Consider the following 13977-nt stretch of genomic DNA (forward strand, 5'->3'; position numbering starts at 1 on the left):
CATAATTCGTACAGCAAGCCACGCCGGCCCTCCCGCGTGGCTTGTTGTTTTTTGACGCGCCTGCGGGCGCCCAATGAAGAGGCACGACGATGAGCGCACTGGTTGGCGTGATCATGGGCTCCAAGTCCGATTGGTCCACCCTTAGCCACACCGCCGATATGCTGGAAAAGCTAGGCATCCCTTATGAAGTCAAAGTGGTCTCAGCCCACCGGACGCCGGACCTGCTGTTCCAGTACGCCGAACAGGCCGAAGCCCGTGGCATTGAAGTGATCATCGCCGGTGCCGGCGGTGCTGCTCACTTGCCGGGCATGTGCGCCGCCAAGACTCACCTGCCAGTGCTGGGCGTCCCCGTACAGTCGTCGATGCTGTCGGGCGTGGACTCCCTGCTCTCGATTGTGCAGATGCCAGCCGGGATTCCCGTTGCTACCTTGGCCATCGGCAAAGCAGGCGCGATCAATGCTGCGCTGTTGTCGGCCAGTATCCTTGGCGCCAAGCACCCGCAATTCCATGCAGTGCTGAAAAAATTCCGCACTGAGCAGACAGACAGCGTCCTGGACAATCCAGACCCGCGCGACGCCTGAGGTTTTTCCATGAAGATCGGTGTAATCGGTGGCGGCCAGTTGGGTCGTATGTTGGCTCTGGCAGGTACGCCGCTGGGGATGAACTTCGCTTTTCTCGACCCGGCGCCAGACGCCTGTGCTGCCGCGTTGGGCGAACATCTGCGTGCCGATTACGGCGATCAGGATCACCTGCGTCAACTGGCCGATGAAGTCGATCTGGTGACCTTCGAGTTCGAAAGCGTACCAGCGGAAACCGTGGCATTTCTGTCGCAGTTCGTTCCGGTGTACCCAAGCGCCGAAGCGTTGCGGATTGCCCGTGATCGCTGGTTTGAAAAAAGCATGTTCAAGGACCTCGGCATTCCAACGCCAGCGTTCGCCGACATCCAGTCGCAAGCTGACCTGGATGCCGCGGTGGCCAGTATTGGTCTGCCTGCGGTGCTGAAAACCCGCACCCTCGGCTATGACGGCAAGGGTCAGAAAGTGCTGCGCACTCCGGCCGACGTGGTCGGTACTTTCGCGGAGCTGGGCAGTGTCGCCTGCCTGCTGGAAGGTTTCGTGTCGTTCAGTGGCGAAGTGTCGCTGATCGCCGTGCGTGGCCGCGACGGCGAAACGCGCTTCTACCCGTTGGTGCACAACAGCCACGACAACGGCATTCTGCGTCTGTCGATTGCCAGCACTGAGCATCCGCTGCAGGCGCTGGCTGAGGATTACGCCGGTCGCGTGTTGAAGCAGCTCAATTACGTCGGCGTGCTGGCGTTCGAGTTCTTCGAGGTCGATGGTGGCTTGAAAGCCAACGAGATTGCTCCTCGCGTGCACAACTCCGGGCACTGGACCACCGAAGGTGCCGAGTGCAGCCAGTTCGAAAACCACCTGCGGGCGGTGGCTGGCTTGCCATTGGGCTCCACGGCCAAAGTCGGCGAGAGCGCCATGCTCAACTTCATCGGTGAAGTGCCGGCTGTGGATAAGGTCATCGTCATCGATGACTGCCATCTGCATCACTACGGCAAGGCGTTCAAGGTCGGACGCAAAGTCGGTCACGCCACCTTGCGCTGTGCCGACCGGGCGACGCTTGATCAGCAGATCAAGAAAGTCGAAGCGTTGATCAAGCGTTAATCCGTGAGAGCAGGCTTGCCTGCTCTCACAGTTTTTTGCATTCATTCTGCGCGGAACCAATATCGCTTGCGGCCCTCTGATGGCAGGATGCCAACGCCTGACCAGGCTAGGCATATCCAATTCATACAGAGGGGAATGGCATGGGTATTATCGGAACCATCTTTATCGGCCTGATCGTTGGTTTGTTGGCGCGATTCATCAAGCCAGGCGATGACAGCATGGGTTGGATCATGACCATTCTGCTGGGTATCGGCGGCTCGTTGGCTGCGACCTCTGGTGGTCAAGCGCTGGGCATCTACCAGGCAGGGCAGGGCGCCGGGTTCTTCGGCGCGCTGGTGGGCGCGATAATTCTGCTGGTTCTTTACGGCATGATCAAAAAAGACTGACCGTTATTCGGCGGCTCTCTCTGTCTTGTGACGGAGAGGGCTACAATGCCGGCATTGTTCACCACTCCAAATCCCGAGCTCCCCATGCGTCGTCTTTTCCTTATTACGCTGCTGCTGGTCTCCGGGCTGGCCCACGCTGAACTGCCAGAAACCGATTGGCTCGAACTGATGCCCAAGTCGGATCAAAAAGCCCTCGAAGCAATGCCCGAAATCGATCACAACTCTCCGGAAGCCCAAGGGACGTTTGATAGCAAAGGCGGGTTGAAACAGAGTAAAGGTCTGCCTGCCGTAATGTATTCGGCCAAGACCGTACCGGCCATGAATGGCAAAACTATCCGTCTCGGTGGTTATCCAGTACCGCTGGAAACGGACGGCAAAGGCCGCAGCACCCTGTTCTTCCTCGTGCCATATCCGGGCGCGTGCATCCATGTGCCGCCACCGCCACCGAATCAATTGGTGCTGGTGCGTTATCCCCAGGGTCTGAAGCTGGATGATATCTACACGCCATTATGGGTGGTGGGTACGCTGAAGGTGGAGAAGGTCAGTAATGATCTCGCCGACGCGGCCTACGCGCTTGATGCGTCGAAGGTCCGCGTGGTGGTCGAATCGGACCTCTAAGCCTTTAAAGCGGCTCGGCCCAGATGCTGACACTCAGGGTGTGCATGTCGTCGGGTGCCAAGGTGACCACATCGCCCAACACGTTTGCGGTTTCGACACACACCATGTGCTGCCAGCCATCATCAGCCATGTCAGGCAGGTTCTTTGCCCGTTCGATCCAGGGATTCCAGACCACCGCCGACTGTGAGCCGCTGGTCTGGACCTGAATCCGCCGCTGCCAGCCCGGATCGACGATGCTGAGCTGATGTGGCGTATTCAGGTACACACGGTCGGTTTCGCCAGTGAAGTGCAGGTCGCCGGTCTGTTGGCGCTCTTCCCAGTTCTCGAGGGTTTCGACATAACGAAGACCATCAAGGCCCTCGATGTGAACCTGCCGAACATCCTTTACCGCGAAGTAGCTGTGCAACGCCTGGCTGAGCGTGACGACGTCGGTGCCATTGTTGTAACTGATGAGGCTGACGTTCAATTTCGCATCCAGGCGAATGCTCAGCTTGAGTGCGACGTTATGTGGCCAGCCCGGTAATTGGCCTTCGGCTTCGGGCAGTACAAACTCCACCAGCAGCGCTTCACCTTCATTGCCGATGCCCAGCAGTTGCCAGTCCAGCGCGCGAACTTCGCCATGGGCGTTGGCCGGCTCGCTGCTCTGACGCATGGCTTGCACGCTGTCAGGATTGCGCTGCAGATTGCCGAACCACGGCCAGCACACTGGAATTCCGGCACGAATCGGCTTGCCCTGCTTGAATGCGGCCTGTTCGTTGAGCCAGATCAGCGGCGGTTCGCCGGCAATTTGATAGCTGAGGATGTGTGCACCTTGCTGGGCGACGAGCAACTCGGCCTGTCCGTGGCGGATACGCCAGCAGTTCAGCTCATCGAGTTTGACGGATTCGACATGGGGCGTTGGCATGCGGGGGTTCTCACTCAAGGACAGTGATAGAAGTAGACCGTGTAATGGCCAACAGTTTACCCCAACAGACCGGTGCCCAGGCTTAACGCCGTGCCGGCACCGAGCGAGTGCGACCACTGCCATCGATGGCGACGAACACGAATACCGCTTCGGTCACTTTGCGCCATTCGCTGGACAGTGGGTCATCGCTCCACACCTCGACCATCATCTGGATCGAGCTGCGGCCGATTTCCAAGGCTTGGGTATAAAAGGACAATTGTGCCCCGACCGCTACCGGAACCAGGAACGCCATGCGATCAATGGCCACTGTCGCGACCCGGCCACCGGCAACTTTGCTCGCCATGGCGGTGCCAGCAAGATCCATCTGCGAGACCAGCCAGCCGCCGAAGATATCGCCGAAGCCGTTGGTTTCACGGGGTAATGCCGTAATCTGCAAAGCCAAATCGCCTTGCGGTATCGGATCTTCTTGCTCAAGTTCGATCATGCCTAGGGTGCCTCTGACCCATGACTCTTGGTTTTTACGCGCGGTTAACAGGGAAAACTCTGCGAAAGCGGCTGCACTCCATTCAGCAACGATTTTGCACAGCAATCCATGACAGGCCGTCAATACGGTCTGCGAGTATATCGGGCGACGCGTCACACGACGACCGCCGGGCTCCTATTTTGCAACAGCGCGGCGCTGTTTGCTCGCCGAGAGTTTGCTATCTTGCCGAACCTGATCTGCCTTGATCGTAGGTTTGACAGGCAATTTGATGCCTGCACCGGAATTTTCTCCCTATCGAACAAGCCTCAGCCAGCGTTGCTGATGCTCATCAATCCCAAGAGAAGCCCTTATTATGTCCACTGCGTCCTCAAGTATTGCGCAGCCCTCGCGCCCGTTGACCCGTAACGACTATAAGACCTTGTCGCTTTCTGCCTTGGGTGGTGCGCTGGAATTCTACGACTTCATCATTTTCGTGTTCTTCGCCACCGTCGTTGGCAAGTTGTTTTTCCCGGCTGAAATGCCTGAGTGGCTGCGACTGATGCAGACCTTCGGCATTTTTGCTGCCGGTTACCTGGCCCGGCCGCTGGGCGGCATCGTCATGGCGCACTTCGGCGACCTCTTGGGGCGCAAGAAAATGTTCACCTTGAGCATTTTCATGATGGCCGTACCGACCTTGATCATGGGCTTGCTGCCGACTTATGCACAGATTGGCTTGTGGGCGCCGATCCTGCTGTTGTTGATGCGGGTTATCCAGGGTGCTGCGATTGGTGGGGAGGTGCCCGGCGCCAGGGTATTCGTGTCCGAACATGTGCCGCCGCGCAGCATCGGCTACGCCTGCGGCACGCTGACTGCGGGGCTGACTGCCGGCATCCTGCTGGGTTCGCTGGTCGCTACTCTGATTAACAGCCTTTATAGCACCGAGGAAATGTTGGATTACGCTTGGCGGATTCCGTTCCTGCTCGGGGGGGTATTTGGTCTGCTTTCTGTTTACCTGCGCCGCTGGCTGCACGAGACGCCGGTTTTCGCCGAGTTGCAGTTGCGCAAGGCTCTGGCCGAAGAAGTGCCGCTGAAGACCGTGCTGCGCGACCATCGCGGGGCGGTCCTGCTGTCGATGCTGCTGACCTGGATGCTGTCGGCCGGGATCATCGTCGTCATTCTGATGACCCCGACGGTTTTGCAGACTGTTTATGGTTTCTCTCCGGCGACGGCGCTCAAAGCCAACAGTCTGGCGATTGTCTGCCTGAGCCTGGGTTGCATTGGGGCGGGATCCCTGGCGGATCGTGTCGGCGCGGGCTGGGTGTTCATTCTTGGCTGCCTGGGGTTGCTGCTCAGCTCGTGGACCTTCTATCACAGCCTGCAGGCTCATCCAGACTGGCTGTTCCCGATGTACGCCTTGACCGGCCTGTTTGTCGGTGTGGTCGGCGCGGTACCGTTTGTGATGGTCCGCGCGTTTCCGGCGGTGGTGCGGTTCTCGGGGCTGTCGTTCTCCTACAACCTGGCGTATGCGATATTCGGCGGTCTGACGCCGATGGTGGTGACCTTTATGCTCAAGGCCAGCCCAATGGGCCCGGCGTGGTATGTCGCCGTTCTGTGTGTCATGGGGATGCTAATAGGTTTCTACTTGTTACGAAATCAGCCTTCAGCGACTGTCTGAAAGGCCTGCAAAGCCAAGCCCGCTGTGCCTTCTCTCCTTGTTAAGGCCATCACCGAAAACCGGTGATGGCCTTTCATCTAATTGTCACATTGCTTTCATAGAGTGTTCACACGGCACTCAGATACTTGCCCCCGACTCAACACATACAACATTTTGCTAGGAGCAAGGTATGACATTTAAGCGATTGATGGCGGCTCTGACTTTTGTCGCCGCAGGTGTTGCCACCGCCAGCGCGGTTGCCGCGGTTGACCCGGCTATTCCGGGCTACACCAAGATCGCCGGTGTCTCCGGCAATCTCTCCAGTGTTGGTTCCGACACCCTGGCGAACTTGATGACCTTGTGGGCTGAGACCTATAAGAAAGAATACCCAAGCGTAAACATTCAGATTCAAGCTGCTGGCTCGGCCACTGCGCCACCTGCGCTGACTGAGGGCACCTCGAACCTGGGCCCTATGAGCCGCAAAATGAAAGACACCGAACTGGCGGCTTTCGAACAGAAGTATGGCTACAAGCCAACCGCAATCCCGGTCGCGGTCGATGCCTTGGCTATCTTCGTCCACAAAGACAACCCGATTCAGCACCTGACCATGGAGCAAGTGGACGCGATTTTCTCCGCGACCCGTCTGTGTGGCGCCAAAACCGAAGCCAAGACCTGGGGTGATGTCGGTGTGACCGGCGACCTGGCGAACAAGCCGATCCAATTGTTCGGTCGTAACTCGGTATCCGGCACCTACGGCTACTTCAAAGATGAAGCGCTGTGCAAAGGTGACTTCCGCGCCAACGTTAACGAACAACCAGGTTCGGCCTCGGTTGTCAGCTCGATCAGCAGCTCGCTGAACGGCATCGGCTACTCGGGTATCGGCTACAAAACGTCCAGCGTGAAAACCGTTGCTCTGTCCAAGAAAGGCAGCACCGAGTTCATTGAAGACAGCGAAGAAAACGCACTGAACGGCAAATACCCACTGTCGCGCTTCCTCTTCATCTACGTGAACAAAGCGCCGAACAAGCCTCTGGCACCGCTGGAAGCCGAGTTCGTGAAAATGGTCCTGTCCAAACAGGGTCAGGAAATCGTGATCAAAGACGGTTACATCCCGCTGCCAGCCAAGGTTGCTGCAAAAGCACTGGCTGACCTGGGTCTGCAAGAAGGCGCTGCTGGTGTAGTTGCCAAGTAAGGATTGAGTCGGGGTGAGCGCTGTTTTGCCCTGATTTAAACCTCTAAGCGGGATCTGTTTGACGGGGTCCCGCTACTAATTTCTAGGTCCGCTGCCAGTATCTTTGGGCGGCGGATTTTTTGCGTCTCTATACTGTAATGTTTTTGTCATAAAGGACCGCTAGGGTGAGCGCATGAATGATCTGGCCAACTCCACCATGACTCAAAAGTCCCCTCCTGAGCGAATTGACTTCAATACGCCTGAACTGAAACGCAAGCGTCGTATACGCGCTCTGAAAGACCGACTGACTCAATGGTATGTACTGGTCGGCGGCTTGGCCGTATTGGCGGCCATCACTCTGATTTTTTTCTACCTCGCCTATGTGGTCGCGCCATTGTTCCAGGGCGCTAAATTGACACCCGATACCGCACTCAGCCCGACCTGGATGCAGGACGCGGGCAAGCCGCTGATAATCGCCATCGAAGAGCAGAACCAGATTGGTCTGCGGGTTTCCGATAAAGGTGAAGCGCTGTTCTTCCGCACTAATGATGGTGTCGAGCTCAAGCGTGTTGCCTTGCCGATTCCGGCCGGTACAACCGTGACCTCTATCGGTGAGGATCAGCCAGGCAACCCGCTGATGGTGCTGGGCTTGTCCAACGGCCAGGTGCTGGTGTTCAAGCACAACTACCTGATCACCTACCCGGACAACCAAAAGACCATCGCCCCGTCCATTACCTACCCGTTCGGCGAAGCTGCGCTGAACTTGGATGAGCAAGGTCGGCCGTTGGAGCATGTCAGCCTCAACGCCTCTGAAAAAGTGTTGGTAGTCGCAGGCTCCACCGGCGCGCAATTGCATGTGCTCTCCCTGACTCAGGAAGAAAACATGATGACCGGCGAGACCACCAGCGAGCAGAGTCGCATCGAACTGCCGCAGATGACCGAAGTGGTCAAAGCGATTTTTATCGATCCACGCCAGCAATGGCTGTACGTGATCAACGGTCGCGCTCAGGCCGACGTGTTCAGCCTGCGTGATCGCAGCCTCAACGGTCGCTACAAGCTGCTCGAAGACGGCACCGCTGAAGTCACCGCCAGCACGCAATTGGTGGGCGGCGTTTCACTGATCATCGGTAGCTCCAAGGGCGGTCTGGCCCAATGGTTCATGGCCCGCGATACGGACGGTGAGCTGCGCCTCACGCACATTCGCGACTTCCAGATGGGCACCACGCCGATCGTGCAAATCATCGGCGAAGAGCGCCGCAAAGGCTTCGTCGCCCTGGACGCCTCCGGCAAGCTCGGTGTGTTCCACAGCACCGCGCATCGTACGCTGCTGGTTGATCAGGTCGCAGAAGGCCCAGGTGTTCTGGCGCTGTCGCCGCGTGCCAACCGGATCATCATCGAAGAAGGCGGCAAGTTGCTGCCGCTGGCCCTGAGCAACCCGCACCCGGAAGTTTCGTGGAGCGCGCTGTGGAGCAAGGTCTGGTACGAAAACTACGACGAGCCGAAGTACGTCTGGCAGTCCACGGCATCGAGCAGTGACTTCGAGCCCAAGATGAGCCTGGCGCCACTGACTTACGGTACCTTGAAGGCGGCGTTCTACGCGATGCTGCTGGCGGCGCCGCTGGCGATTGCCGCTGCGATTTATACTGCTTACTTCATGGCACCGGGCATGCGCCGCAAGGTCAAGCCGGTGATCGAGTTGATGGAAGCTATGCCGACGGTGATTCTCGGCTTCTTCGCCGGTCTGTTTCTGGCACCCTATCTGGAAGGACACTTGCCGGGGATTTTCAGCCTGTTGCTGCTGACGCCGATTGGCATTCTGCTGGCGGGCTTTCTCTGGAGCCGCTTGCCTGAGTCGTTCCGTCTGCGGGTACCTGATGGTTGGGAAGCGGCGATCCTGATTCCTGTGGTATTGCTGGTGGGTTGGCTGTCGCTGGGCATGAGCCCGCACCTGGAAGCCTGGTTCTTCGGCGGCGACATGCGCATGTGGATCTCCCACGATCTGGGTATCACCTACGATCAGCGCAACGCGCTGGTCGTCGGGCTGGCGATGGGCTTCGCGGTGATTCCGAACATCTACTCCATCGCGGAAGACGCCGTATTCAGTGTGCCGCGCGGTCTGACCCTGGGCTCGCTGGCCCTCGGTGCGACGCCGTGGCAGACCATGACGCGGGTGGTGATCCTGACCGCGAGCCCAGGCATCTTCTCGGCTTTGATGATCGGCATGGGCCGCGCTGTCGGCGAAACCATGATCGTGCTCATGGCCACCGGTAACACCCCGATCATGGACATGAACCTGTTCGAAGGCATGCGCACCCTGGCGGCGAACGTCGCGGTGGAGATGCCAGAGTCAGAAGTAGGCGGCAGTCACTATCGAGTGTTGTTCCTCGCGGCGTTGGTGTTGCTGATGTTCACCTTCGTGATGAACACGCTTGCGGAGCTGATTCGTCAGCGTCTTCGCAAGAAATACTCGTCTCTCTAAGGAAGGTAGAAGCTGTGAAACAGAACTCCCTCAAGAGCTGGTACAAGAGCGGCGCCCCTGGCGTCTGGATGAGCGCGGGCGCGGTGTCCATCGCCGTCATCATGACCCTGGGCTTGCTGTTGGTGATCGCCGTGCGTGGCCTGGGCAATTTCTGGCCGGCAGACGTGGTGCTGACGCAGTACAGCGTGCCCGATCAGGCCAGCCACGTATTGATCGGTGAAGTGGTGCAAAAGGAGGAGGTGCCCCGAGCACGCCTCAAGGGTGCAGGTCTTCCGGTACCCGATGTCGGCCCTGAATTCATGACCCGCGAGCTGCTCAAGGTCGGTAACCGTGACATCAACCCGAGCGACTTCACCTGGGTTGTCGGTGAATGGCTGACTGAGCAAAGCACGCCGCCAGAGATGATGACGCTGGAGCGTCGCGAGTGGGGCAACTTCTATGGCTACCTGGTCAACGTCAAGGAAGACGGTAAAGTCATTGCTGAAGGTGAAGCGGCATGGCCCATTCTTCAAGAGCAGATCAAGCGCGTCGAAAAGCTCGCCGATGAGCTGAGCGCACTCGAGAAGAAAGACATTCGCGCCATCAACTATGGCATCGAACGTCTGCGTCTACACAAACGCAAGCTGGAACTCGATGGCAAGCTCAATGCCGCCGCCCAAGCGGATATGGACAGCGAGCGCGCCGAGCTGGATGCCCGTTACAAAAACATCGAAGGGCGACTGGGCGCGCTGCACGAGGCGTTCAACCGCGACAGTTTGACGGCCCGCGATGCCAACGGCAAAGAAGTCGAGATCAGCGTGGGTAAAGTGGTTCACGCCTATCAACCCAACGCCATGGGCACCTTCACCAAGCTCGGCTTCTACTTCAAGAAGTTGTGGGAATTCCTCAGCGAAGACCCGCGTGAAGCCAACACTGAGGGCGGGATCTTCCCGGCGATTTTCGGTACCGTGATGATGACCCTGATCATGGCCGTGATCGTCACCCCGTTCGGCGTACTGGCTGCTGTCTATCTGCGCGAATACGCGCGGCAAGGCCCGGTTACCCGACTGATCCGTATTGCGGTGAACAACCTCGCCGGGGTGCCGGCGATCGTTTACGGGGTATTCGGCCTGGGCTTCTTTGTTTATGTGTTGGGCGGTTCGGTCGATCGGCTGTTTTTCCCCGAAGCCTTGCCGGCACCGACCTTCGGTACGCCAGGCTTGCTCTGGGCGTCGCTGACCCTCGCATTACTGGCGGTACCCGTGGTGATCGTTGCCACCGAAGAAGGTTTGGCACGTATCCCACGCACCGTTCGCGAAGGTTCGCTGGCGCTCGGTGCGACCAAAGCAGAAACTTTGTGGAAAATCGTGCTGCCTATGGCCAGCCCGGCAATGATGACCGGCATGATTCTGGCGGTCGCCCGCGCTGCTGGTGAAGTGGCACCGTTGATGTTGGTGGGCGTGGTGAAACTGGCGCCGTCGCTGCCGGTGGACGGTAATTACCCGTACCTGCACCTTGACCAGAAAATCATGCACTTGGGCTTCCATATCTATGACGTCGGCTTCCAGAGCCCGAACGTCGAGGCCGCACGGCCGCTGGTGTACGCCACGGCGCTGTTGCTGGTGCTGGTGATCGCCTTGCTCAACCTGTCTGCGGTGGCCATTCGTAACCACCTGCGCGAGAAGTACAAAGCGCTGGATAGCTGATTTGAAAAGCGCCGCCCACTCATGCGAGGAGGGCGGTTCGATGAAACGAATTGTTAGCGTATGGAGTACACCATGCAGCAAGAAACCCATACCCACGGCATCAATATGTCGGCCCTGGGACGCAGCAAGCAAAGCCTGAGCCTGGCGGATGAAACCGTGGCCCTGGAAGTCCCCGGCCTGAGTCTGTTCTACGGCGACAAACAGGCGTTGTTCGACGTCAGCATGAATATCCCCAAGCAGCGCGTGACCGCCTTTATCGGCCCGTCCGGCTGCGGCAAGTCGACCCTGCTGCGCACCTTCAACCGGATGAACGATTTGGTCGACGGCTGCCGTGTGGAGGGCGCCATCAACTTGTACGGCAACAACATCTATCGCAAGGGCGAAGACGTCGCTGAGCTGCGTCGTCGCGTCGGCATGGTGTTCCAGAAGCCGAACCCGTTCCCGAAAACCATCTACGAAAACGTGGTGTACGGGTTACGGATTCAGGGCATCAACAAGAAACGTGTACTCGATGAAGCGGTCGAGTGGGCACTCAAGGGCGCGGCGCTGTGGGAGGAGGTCAAAGACCGCCTGCACGAGTCGGCACTGGGTCTGTCCGGTGGTCAGCAGCAACGTCTGGTGATCGCCCGCACCATCGCCGTGGAGCCGGAAGTTCTATTGCTCGACGAACCTTGCTCGGCCCTCGATCCGATCTCGACGCTGAAAGTCGAAGAACTGATCTATGAATTAAAATCCAAATACACCATCGTCATCGTGACCCACAACATGCAACAGGCGGCGCGGGTCTCCGACTACACCGCCTTCATGTATATGGGCAAACTGGTCGAATTTGGTGATACCGACACGCTGTTCACTAACCCGGCAAAAAAACAGACGGAAGACTACATTACCGGCAGGTATGGTTAGGGGGAGCAGCTGCAAGCTTCAAGCTATAAGCCGCAAGTCAGAAGCGGCGTTGAATGTTGGAACACTACATACCTACTTGCAGCTTGAAGCTTGTAGCTTGAGCTGTCGCGGAGCGACCCCATGATCGATAAAGACAGTCTTACGCACCACATCTCCCAGCAGTTCAACGCCGAACTCGAAGAGGTGCGTAGTCATCTTCTGGCGATGGGTGGCCTGGTCGAAAAGCAGGTCAACGATGCGGTGACTGCGCTGATCGAAGCTGACTCGGGCCTGGCCCAACAGGTTCGTGAGGTCGACGAGCAGATCAACCAGATGGAACGCAATATCGACGAAGAATGCCTGCGCATTCTTGCGCGTCGGCAGCCAGCGGCCTCGGACCTGCGCTTGATCATCAGCATTTCCAAGTCCGTGATCGATCTGGAGCGCATCGGCGACGAATCGACCAAGATCGCCAAGCGTGCGATTCAGCTGTGCGAAGAAGGTGAATCGCCGCGTGGTTATGTCGAAGTGCGACATATCGGCGATCAGGTGCGCAACATGGTCCGCGATGCGCTCGATGCGTTCGCCCGCTTCGACGCCGATCTGGCGCTGTCCGTGGCCCAGTACGACAAAACCATCGACCGCGAATACAAGACCGCGCTGCGTGAGCTGGTCACCTACATGATGGAAGATCCGCGCTCTATCGCGCGGGTTCTCAACGTGATCTGGGTGCTGCGCTCGCTGGAACGTATCGGCGATCATGCACGCAATATTTCGGAACTGGTCATCTACCTGGTGCGCGGTACCGACGTCCGCCACCTGGGCCTCAAACGCATGAAAGAAGAAGTGCAGGGTATTAGTAGCGATAGCGCTAATGTTCTGGGCAAACCTGACGATAAATAAGACTGCCTGCAAAAAAACGCCCAGCACGCTGCTGGGCGTTTTCGTTACAGGCTTCTAATTCAAGCCGCCCGCGAACGAAAAGTCCTGGCGTCGTTAATCGGTTTAGCAATTGGCCATCAGCCAGCGCTATGCTTGCCGGGATTTTATAGGGGACGATCAATGAGTAAAGTCAGTGTGTTGGTTGTGGATGACGCGCCGTTTATTCGCGATCTGGTGAAAAAAGGTTTACGCAATTACTTCCCCGGTATTCATATCGAAGACGCAGTCAACGGTCGCAAGGCTCAGGTTTTGCTGGAGCGTCAGACGTTCGATATGGTGTTGTGCGACTGGGAAATGCCGGAGATGTCCGGTCTTGAGCTGCTGACCTGGTGCCGTGAGCAGGACAACCTCAAGGCCCTGCCGTTCATCATGGTCACCAGCCGGGGCGATAAGGAAAACGTGGTCCAGGCGATTCATGCGGGCGTCACCGACTTTATCGGCAAGCCGTTCACCAATGACCAGCTGCTGACCAAGGTCAAGAAAGCCCTGGCCAAAGTCGGCAAACTCGATACTTTGCTGGCCAGTGCGCCGACCAAGATGAATTCGGCGTTCGGCAATGACTCCCTCAGTGCCCTGACTGGCGGCAAGACGGAAGTGGTCAAACCCGTAGCGGCGCCTTCATCGGCACCGGCTGCGCAGCCTTTGATCAACCCGGCCGCTCGAGCCGCCGCGCCAGCACCTGCGTCAGGCGGTCGTGGTCAAGGCCAGCTGCGCTTGCCCAGCGGCACCCAGCAATGCGTGATCAAGGCGCTGAGCCTCAAGGAAGCGCTGTTGGTGGTGCGTCGCAGCGAAGACCTGCCGCAGGTGCTCGACAGCGCCGTACTCGACCTGGAGCAAGGCGAGAACGCCGAAGTCGCTCGTCTCAATGGCTACCTGCACGCCATCGTCGCTTACGAACCCAAGCCCGACAGCGACTGGCTGCAACTGACTTTCCGCTTCGTCGATCAGGACGCGCAGAAACTCGACTACGTCTCGCGCTTGATTGCTCGTGGCACTGCGCAGAAACATTTCGTTCCAGGCGGTTGATCCCTGAGGCGGTGTGCCTGGTACACCGCCTTCATCGCGAATGAATTAGCTATGTCTGCGTTAAGTGTTGCTAGAGGCTAGACTTGCAAAG

The 13977-nt window shown here is 58.1% G+C and carries 13 protein-coding genes; 11 read left to right on the forward strand and 2 right to left on the reverse strand.

From position 1 onward, the window contains the following. Nucleotides 1–89 precede the first annotated feature (89 nt). The 4 genes from purE (at nucleotide 90) to AC1MEE_RS26095 (ending at nucleotide 2677) form a co-directional block, all read left to right on the forward strand. Nucleotides 90–581: a 5-(carboxyamino)imidazole ribonucleotide mutase gene (purE, locus tag AC1MEE_RS26080; protein ID WP_027902272.1), complete on the forward strand. Its 492-nt coding sequence runs from the start codon at nucleotides 90–92 to the stop codon at nucleotides 579–581. A 9-nt stretch (nucleotides 582–590) separates the two neighbouring features. Then, nucleotides 591–1673, forward strand: a complete 1083-nt coding sequence (locus AC1MEE_RS26085; RefSeq protein WP_480412373.1) for a 5-(carboxyamino)imidazole ribonucleotide synthase — start codon at nucleotides 591–593, stop codon at nucleotides 1671–1673. Nucleotides 1674–1813: 140 nt separating this feature from the next. Further along, nucleotides 1814–2059: a GlsB/YeaQ/YmgE family stress response membrane protein gene (locus AC1MEE_RS26090; RefSeq protein WP_480412374.1), complete on the forward strand. Its 246-nt coding sequence runs from the start codon at nucleotides 1814–1816 to the stop codon at nucleotides 2057–2059. Nucleotides 2060–2143: 84 nt separating this feature from the next. Further along, nucleotides 2144–2677 carry a DUF3299 domain-containing protein gene (locus AC1MEE_RS26095; RefSeq protein WP_480412375.1) on the forward strand — a complete coding sequence of 178 codons (534 nt, stop codon included), beginning with the start codon at nucleotides 2144–2146 and terminating at the stop codon, nucleotides 2675–2677. A gap of 4 nt (nucleotides 2678–2681) precedes the next feature. Here the strand turns inward: AC1MEE_RS26095 and AC1MEE_RS26100 are convergent, their stop codons facing one another. Both AC1MEE_RS26100 and AC1MEE_RS26105 read right to left on the reverse strand, forming a co-directional pair. After that, nucleotides 2682–3581, reverse strand: a complete 900-nt coding sequence (locus AC1MEE_RS26100) for a D-hexose-6-phosphate mutarotase (RefSeq protein WP_480412376.1) — start codon at nucleotides 3579–3581, stop codon at nucleotides 2682–2684. An 82-nt stretch (nucleotides 3582–3663) separates the two neighbouring features. Beyond that, on the reverse strand, nucleotides 3664–4065 hold the full coding sequence (locus AC1MEE_RS26105) for an acyl-CoA thioesterase (protein ID WP_020291610.1): 402 nt from the start codon (nucleotides 4063–4065) through the stop codon (nucleotides 3664–3666). A gap of 352 nt (nucleotides 4066–4417) precedes the next feature. On the opposite strand from AC1MEE_RS26105, the gene AC1MEE_RS26110 reads away from it, so the two are divergent. The 7 genes from AC1MEE_RS26110 to AC1MEE_RS26140 all read left to right on the forward strand — a co-directional run bounded on the left by AC1MEE_RS26110 (nucleotide 4418) and on the right by AC1MEE_RS26140 (nucleotide 13886). Then, nucleotides 4418–5719 (forward strand): MFS transporter, encoded by a 1302-nt coding sequence (locus tag AC1MEE_RS26110; RefSeq protein ID WP_480412377.1) that lies wholly within the window; start codon nucleotides 4418–4420, stop codon nucleotides 5717–5719. A gap of 169 nt (nucleotides 5720–5888) precedes the next feature. Continuing rightward, nucleotides 5889–6890, forward strand: a complete 1002-nt coding sequence (locus tag AC1MEE_RS26115) for a phosphate ABC transporter substrate-binding protein PstS family protein (RefSeq protein WP_480412378.1) — start codon at nucleotides 5889–5891, stop codon at nucleotides 6888–6890. 424 nt (nucleotides 6891–7314) lie between these two features. Next, nucleotides 7315–9348 carry an ABC transporter permease subunit gene (locus tag AC1MEE_RS26120; RefSeq protein ID WP_480416347.1) on the forward strand — a complete coding sequence of 678 codons (2034 nt, stop codon included), beginning with the start codon at nucleotides 7315–7317 and terminating at the stop codon, nucleotides 9346–9348. A 68-nt stretch (nucleotides 9349–9416) separates the two neighbouring features. Next, the gene (gene pstA, locus AC1MEE_RS26125) at nucleotides 9417–11033 is read left to right on the forward strand and encodes a phosphate ABC transporter permease PstA (protein WP_480416348.1); all 1617 of its coding nucleotides are present in this window, start codon (nucleotides 9417–9419) and stop codon (nucleotides 11031–11033) included. 72 nt (nucleotides 11034–11105) lie between these two features. Beyond that, nucleotides 11106–11939: a phosphate ABC transporter ATP-binding protein PstB gene (pstB, locus tag AC1MEE_RS26130; RefSeq protein WP_480412379.1), complete on the forward strand. Its 834-nt coding sequence runs from the start codon at nucleotides 11106–11108 to the stop codon at nucleotides 11937–11939. A gap of 120 nt (nucleotides 11940–12059) precedes the next feature. Beyond that, nucleotides 12060–12821, forward strand: coding sequence for a phosphate signaling complex protein PhoU (gene phoU / locus AC1MEE_RS26135; RefSeq protein WP_480412380.1), 762 nt, complete (start codon nucleotides 12060–12062; stop codon nucleotides 12819–12821). A 159-nt stretch (nucleotides 12822–12980) separates the two neighbouring features. Beyond that, nucleotides 12981–13886, forward strand: a complete 906-nt coding sequence (locus AC1MEE_RS26140; RefSeq protein WP_480412381.1) for a response regulator — start codon at nucleotides 12981–12983, stop codon at nucleotides 13884–13886. The last annotated feature ends 91 nt before the right edge of the window (nucleotides 13887–13977 follow it).

The organism is Pseudomonas sp. ASL3 (genome assembly GCF_056680425.1).

Coding starts and splice junctions, on each gene's coding strand:
- AC1MEE_RS26140 (WP_480412381.1), top strand. CDS start 12,981: ATGAGTAAAGTCAGTGTGTTGGTTGTGGATGACGCGCCGTTTATTCGC.
- AC1MEE_RS26105 (WP_020291610.1), bottom strand. CDS start 4,065: ATGATCGAACTTGAGCAAGAAGATCCGATACCGCAAGGCGATTTGGCT.
- AC1MEE_RS26095 (WP_480412375.1), top strand. CDS start 2,144: ATGCGTCGTCTTTTCCTTATTACGCTGCTGCTGGTCTCCGGGCTGGCC.
- pstA (WP_480416348.1), top strand. CDS start 9,417: ATGAGCGCGGGCGCGGTGTCCATCGCCGTCATCATGACCCTGGGCTTG.
- AC1MEE_RS26085 (WP_480412373.1), top strand. CDS start 591: ATGAAGATCGGTGTAATCGGTGGCGGCCAGTTGGGTCGTATGTTGGCT.
- pstB (WP_480412379.1), top strand. CDS start 11,106: ATGCAGCAAGAAACCCATACCCACGGCATCAATATGTCGGCCCTGGGA.
- AC1MEE_RS26110 (WP_480412377.1), top strand. CDS start 4,418: ATGTCCACTGCGTCCTCAAGTATTGCGCAGCCCTCGCGCCCGTTGACC.
- phoU (WP_480412380.1), top strand. CDS start 12,060: ATGATCGATAAAGACAGTCTTACGCACCACATCTCCCAGCAGTTCAAC.
- AC1MEE_RS26115 (WP_480412378.1), top strand. CDS start 5,889: ATGACATTTAAGCGATTGATGGCGGCTCTGACTTTTGTCGCCGCAGGT.
- AC1MEE_RS26100 (WP_480412376.1), bottom strand. CDS start 3,581: ATGCCAACGCCCCATGTCGAATCCGTCAAACTCGATGAGCTGAACTGC.
- AC1MEE_RS26120 (WP_480416347.1), top strand. CDS start 7,315: ATGCAGGACGCGGGCAAGCCGCTGATAATCGCCATCGAAGAGCAGAAC.
- purE (WP_027902272.1), top strand. CDS start 90: ATGAGCGCACTGGTTGGCGTGATCATGGGCTCCAAGTCCGATTGGTCC.
- AC1MEE_RS26090 (WP_480412374.1), top strand. CDS start 1,814: ATGGGTATTATCGGAACCATCTTTATCGGCCTGATCGTTGGTTTGTTG.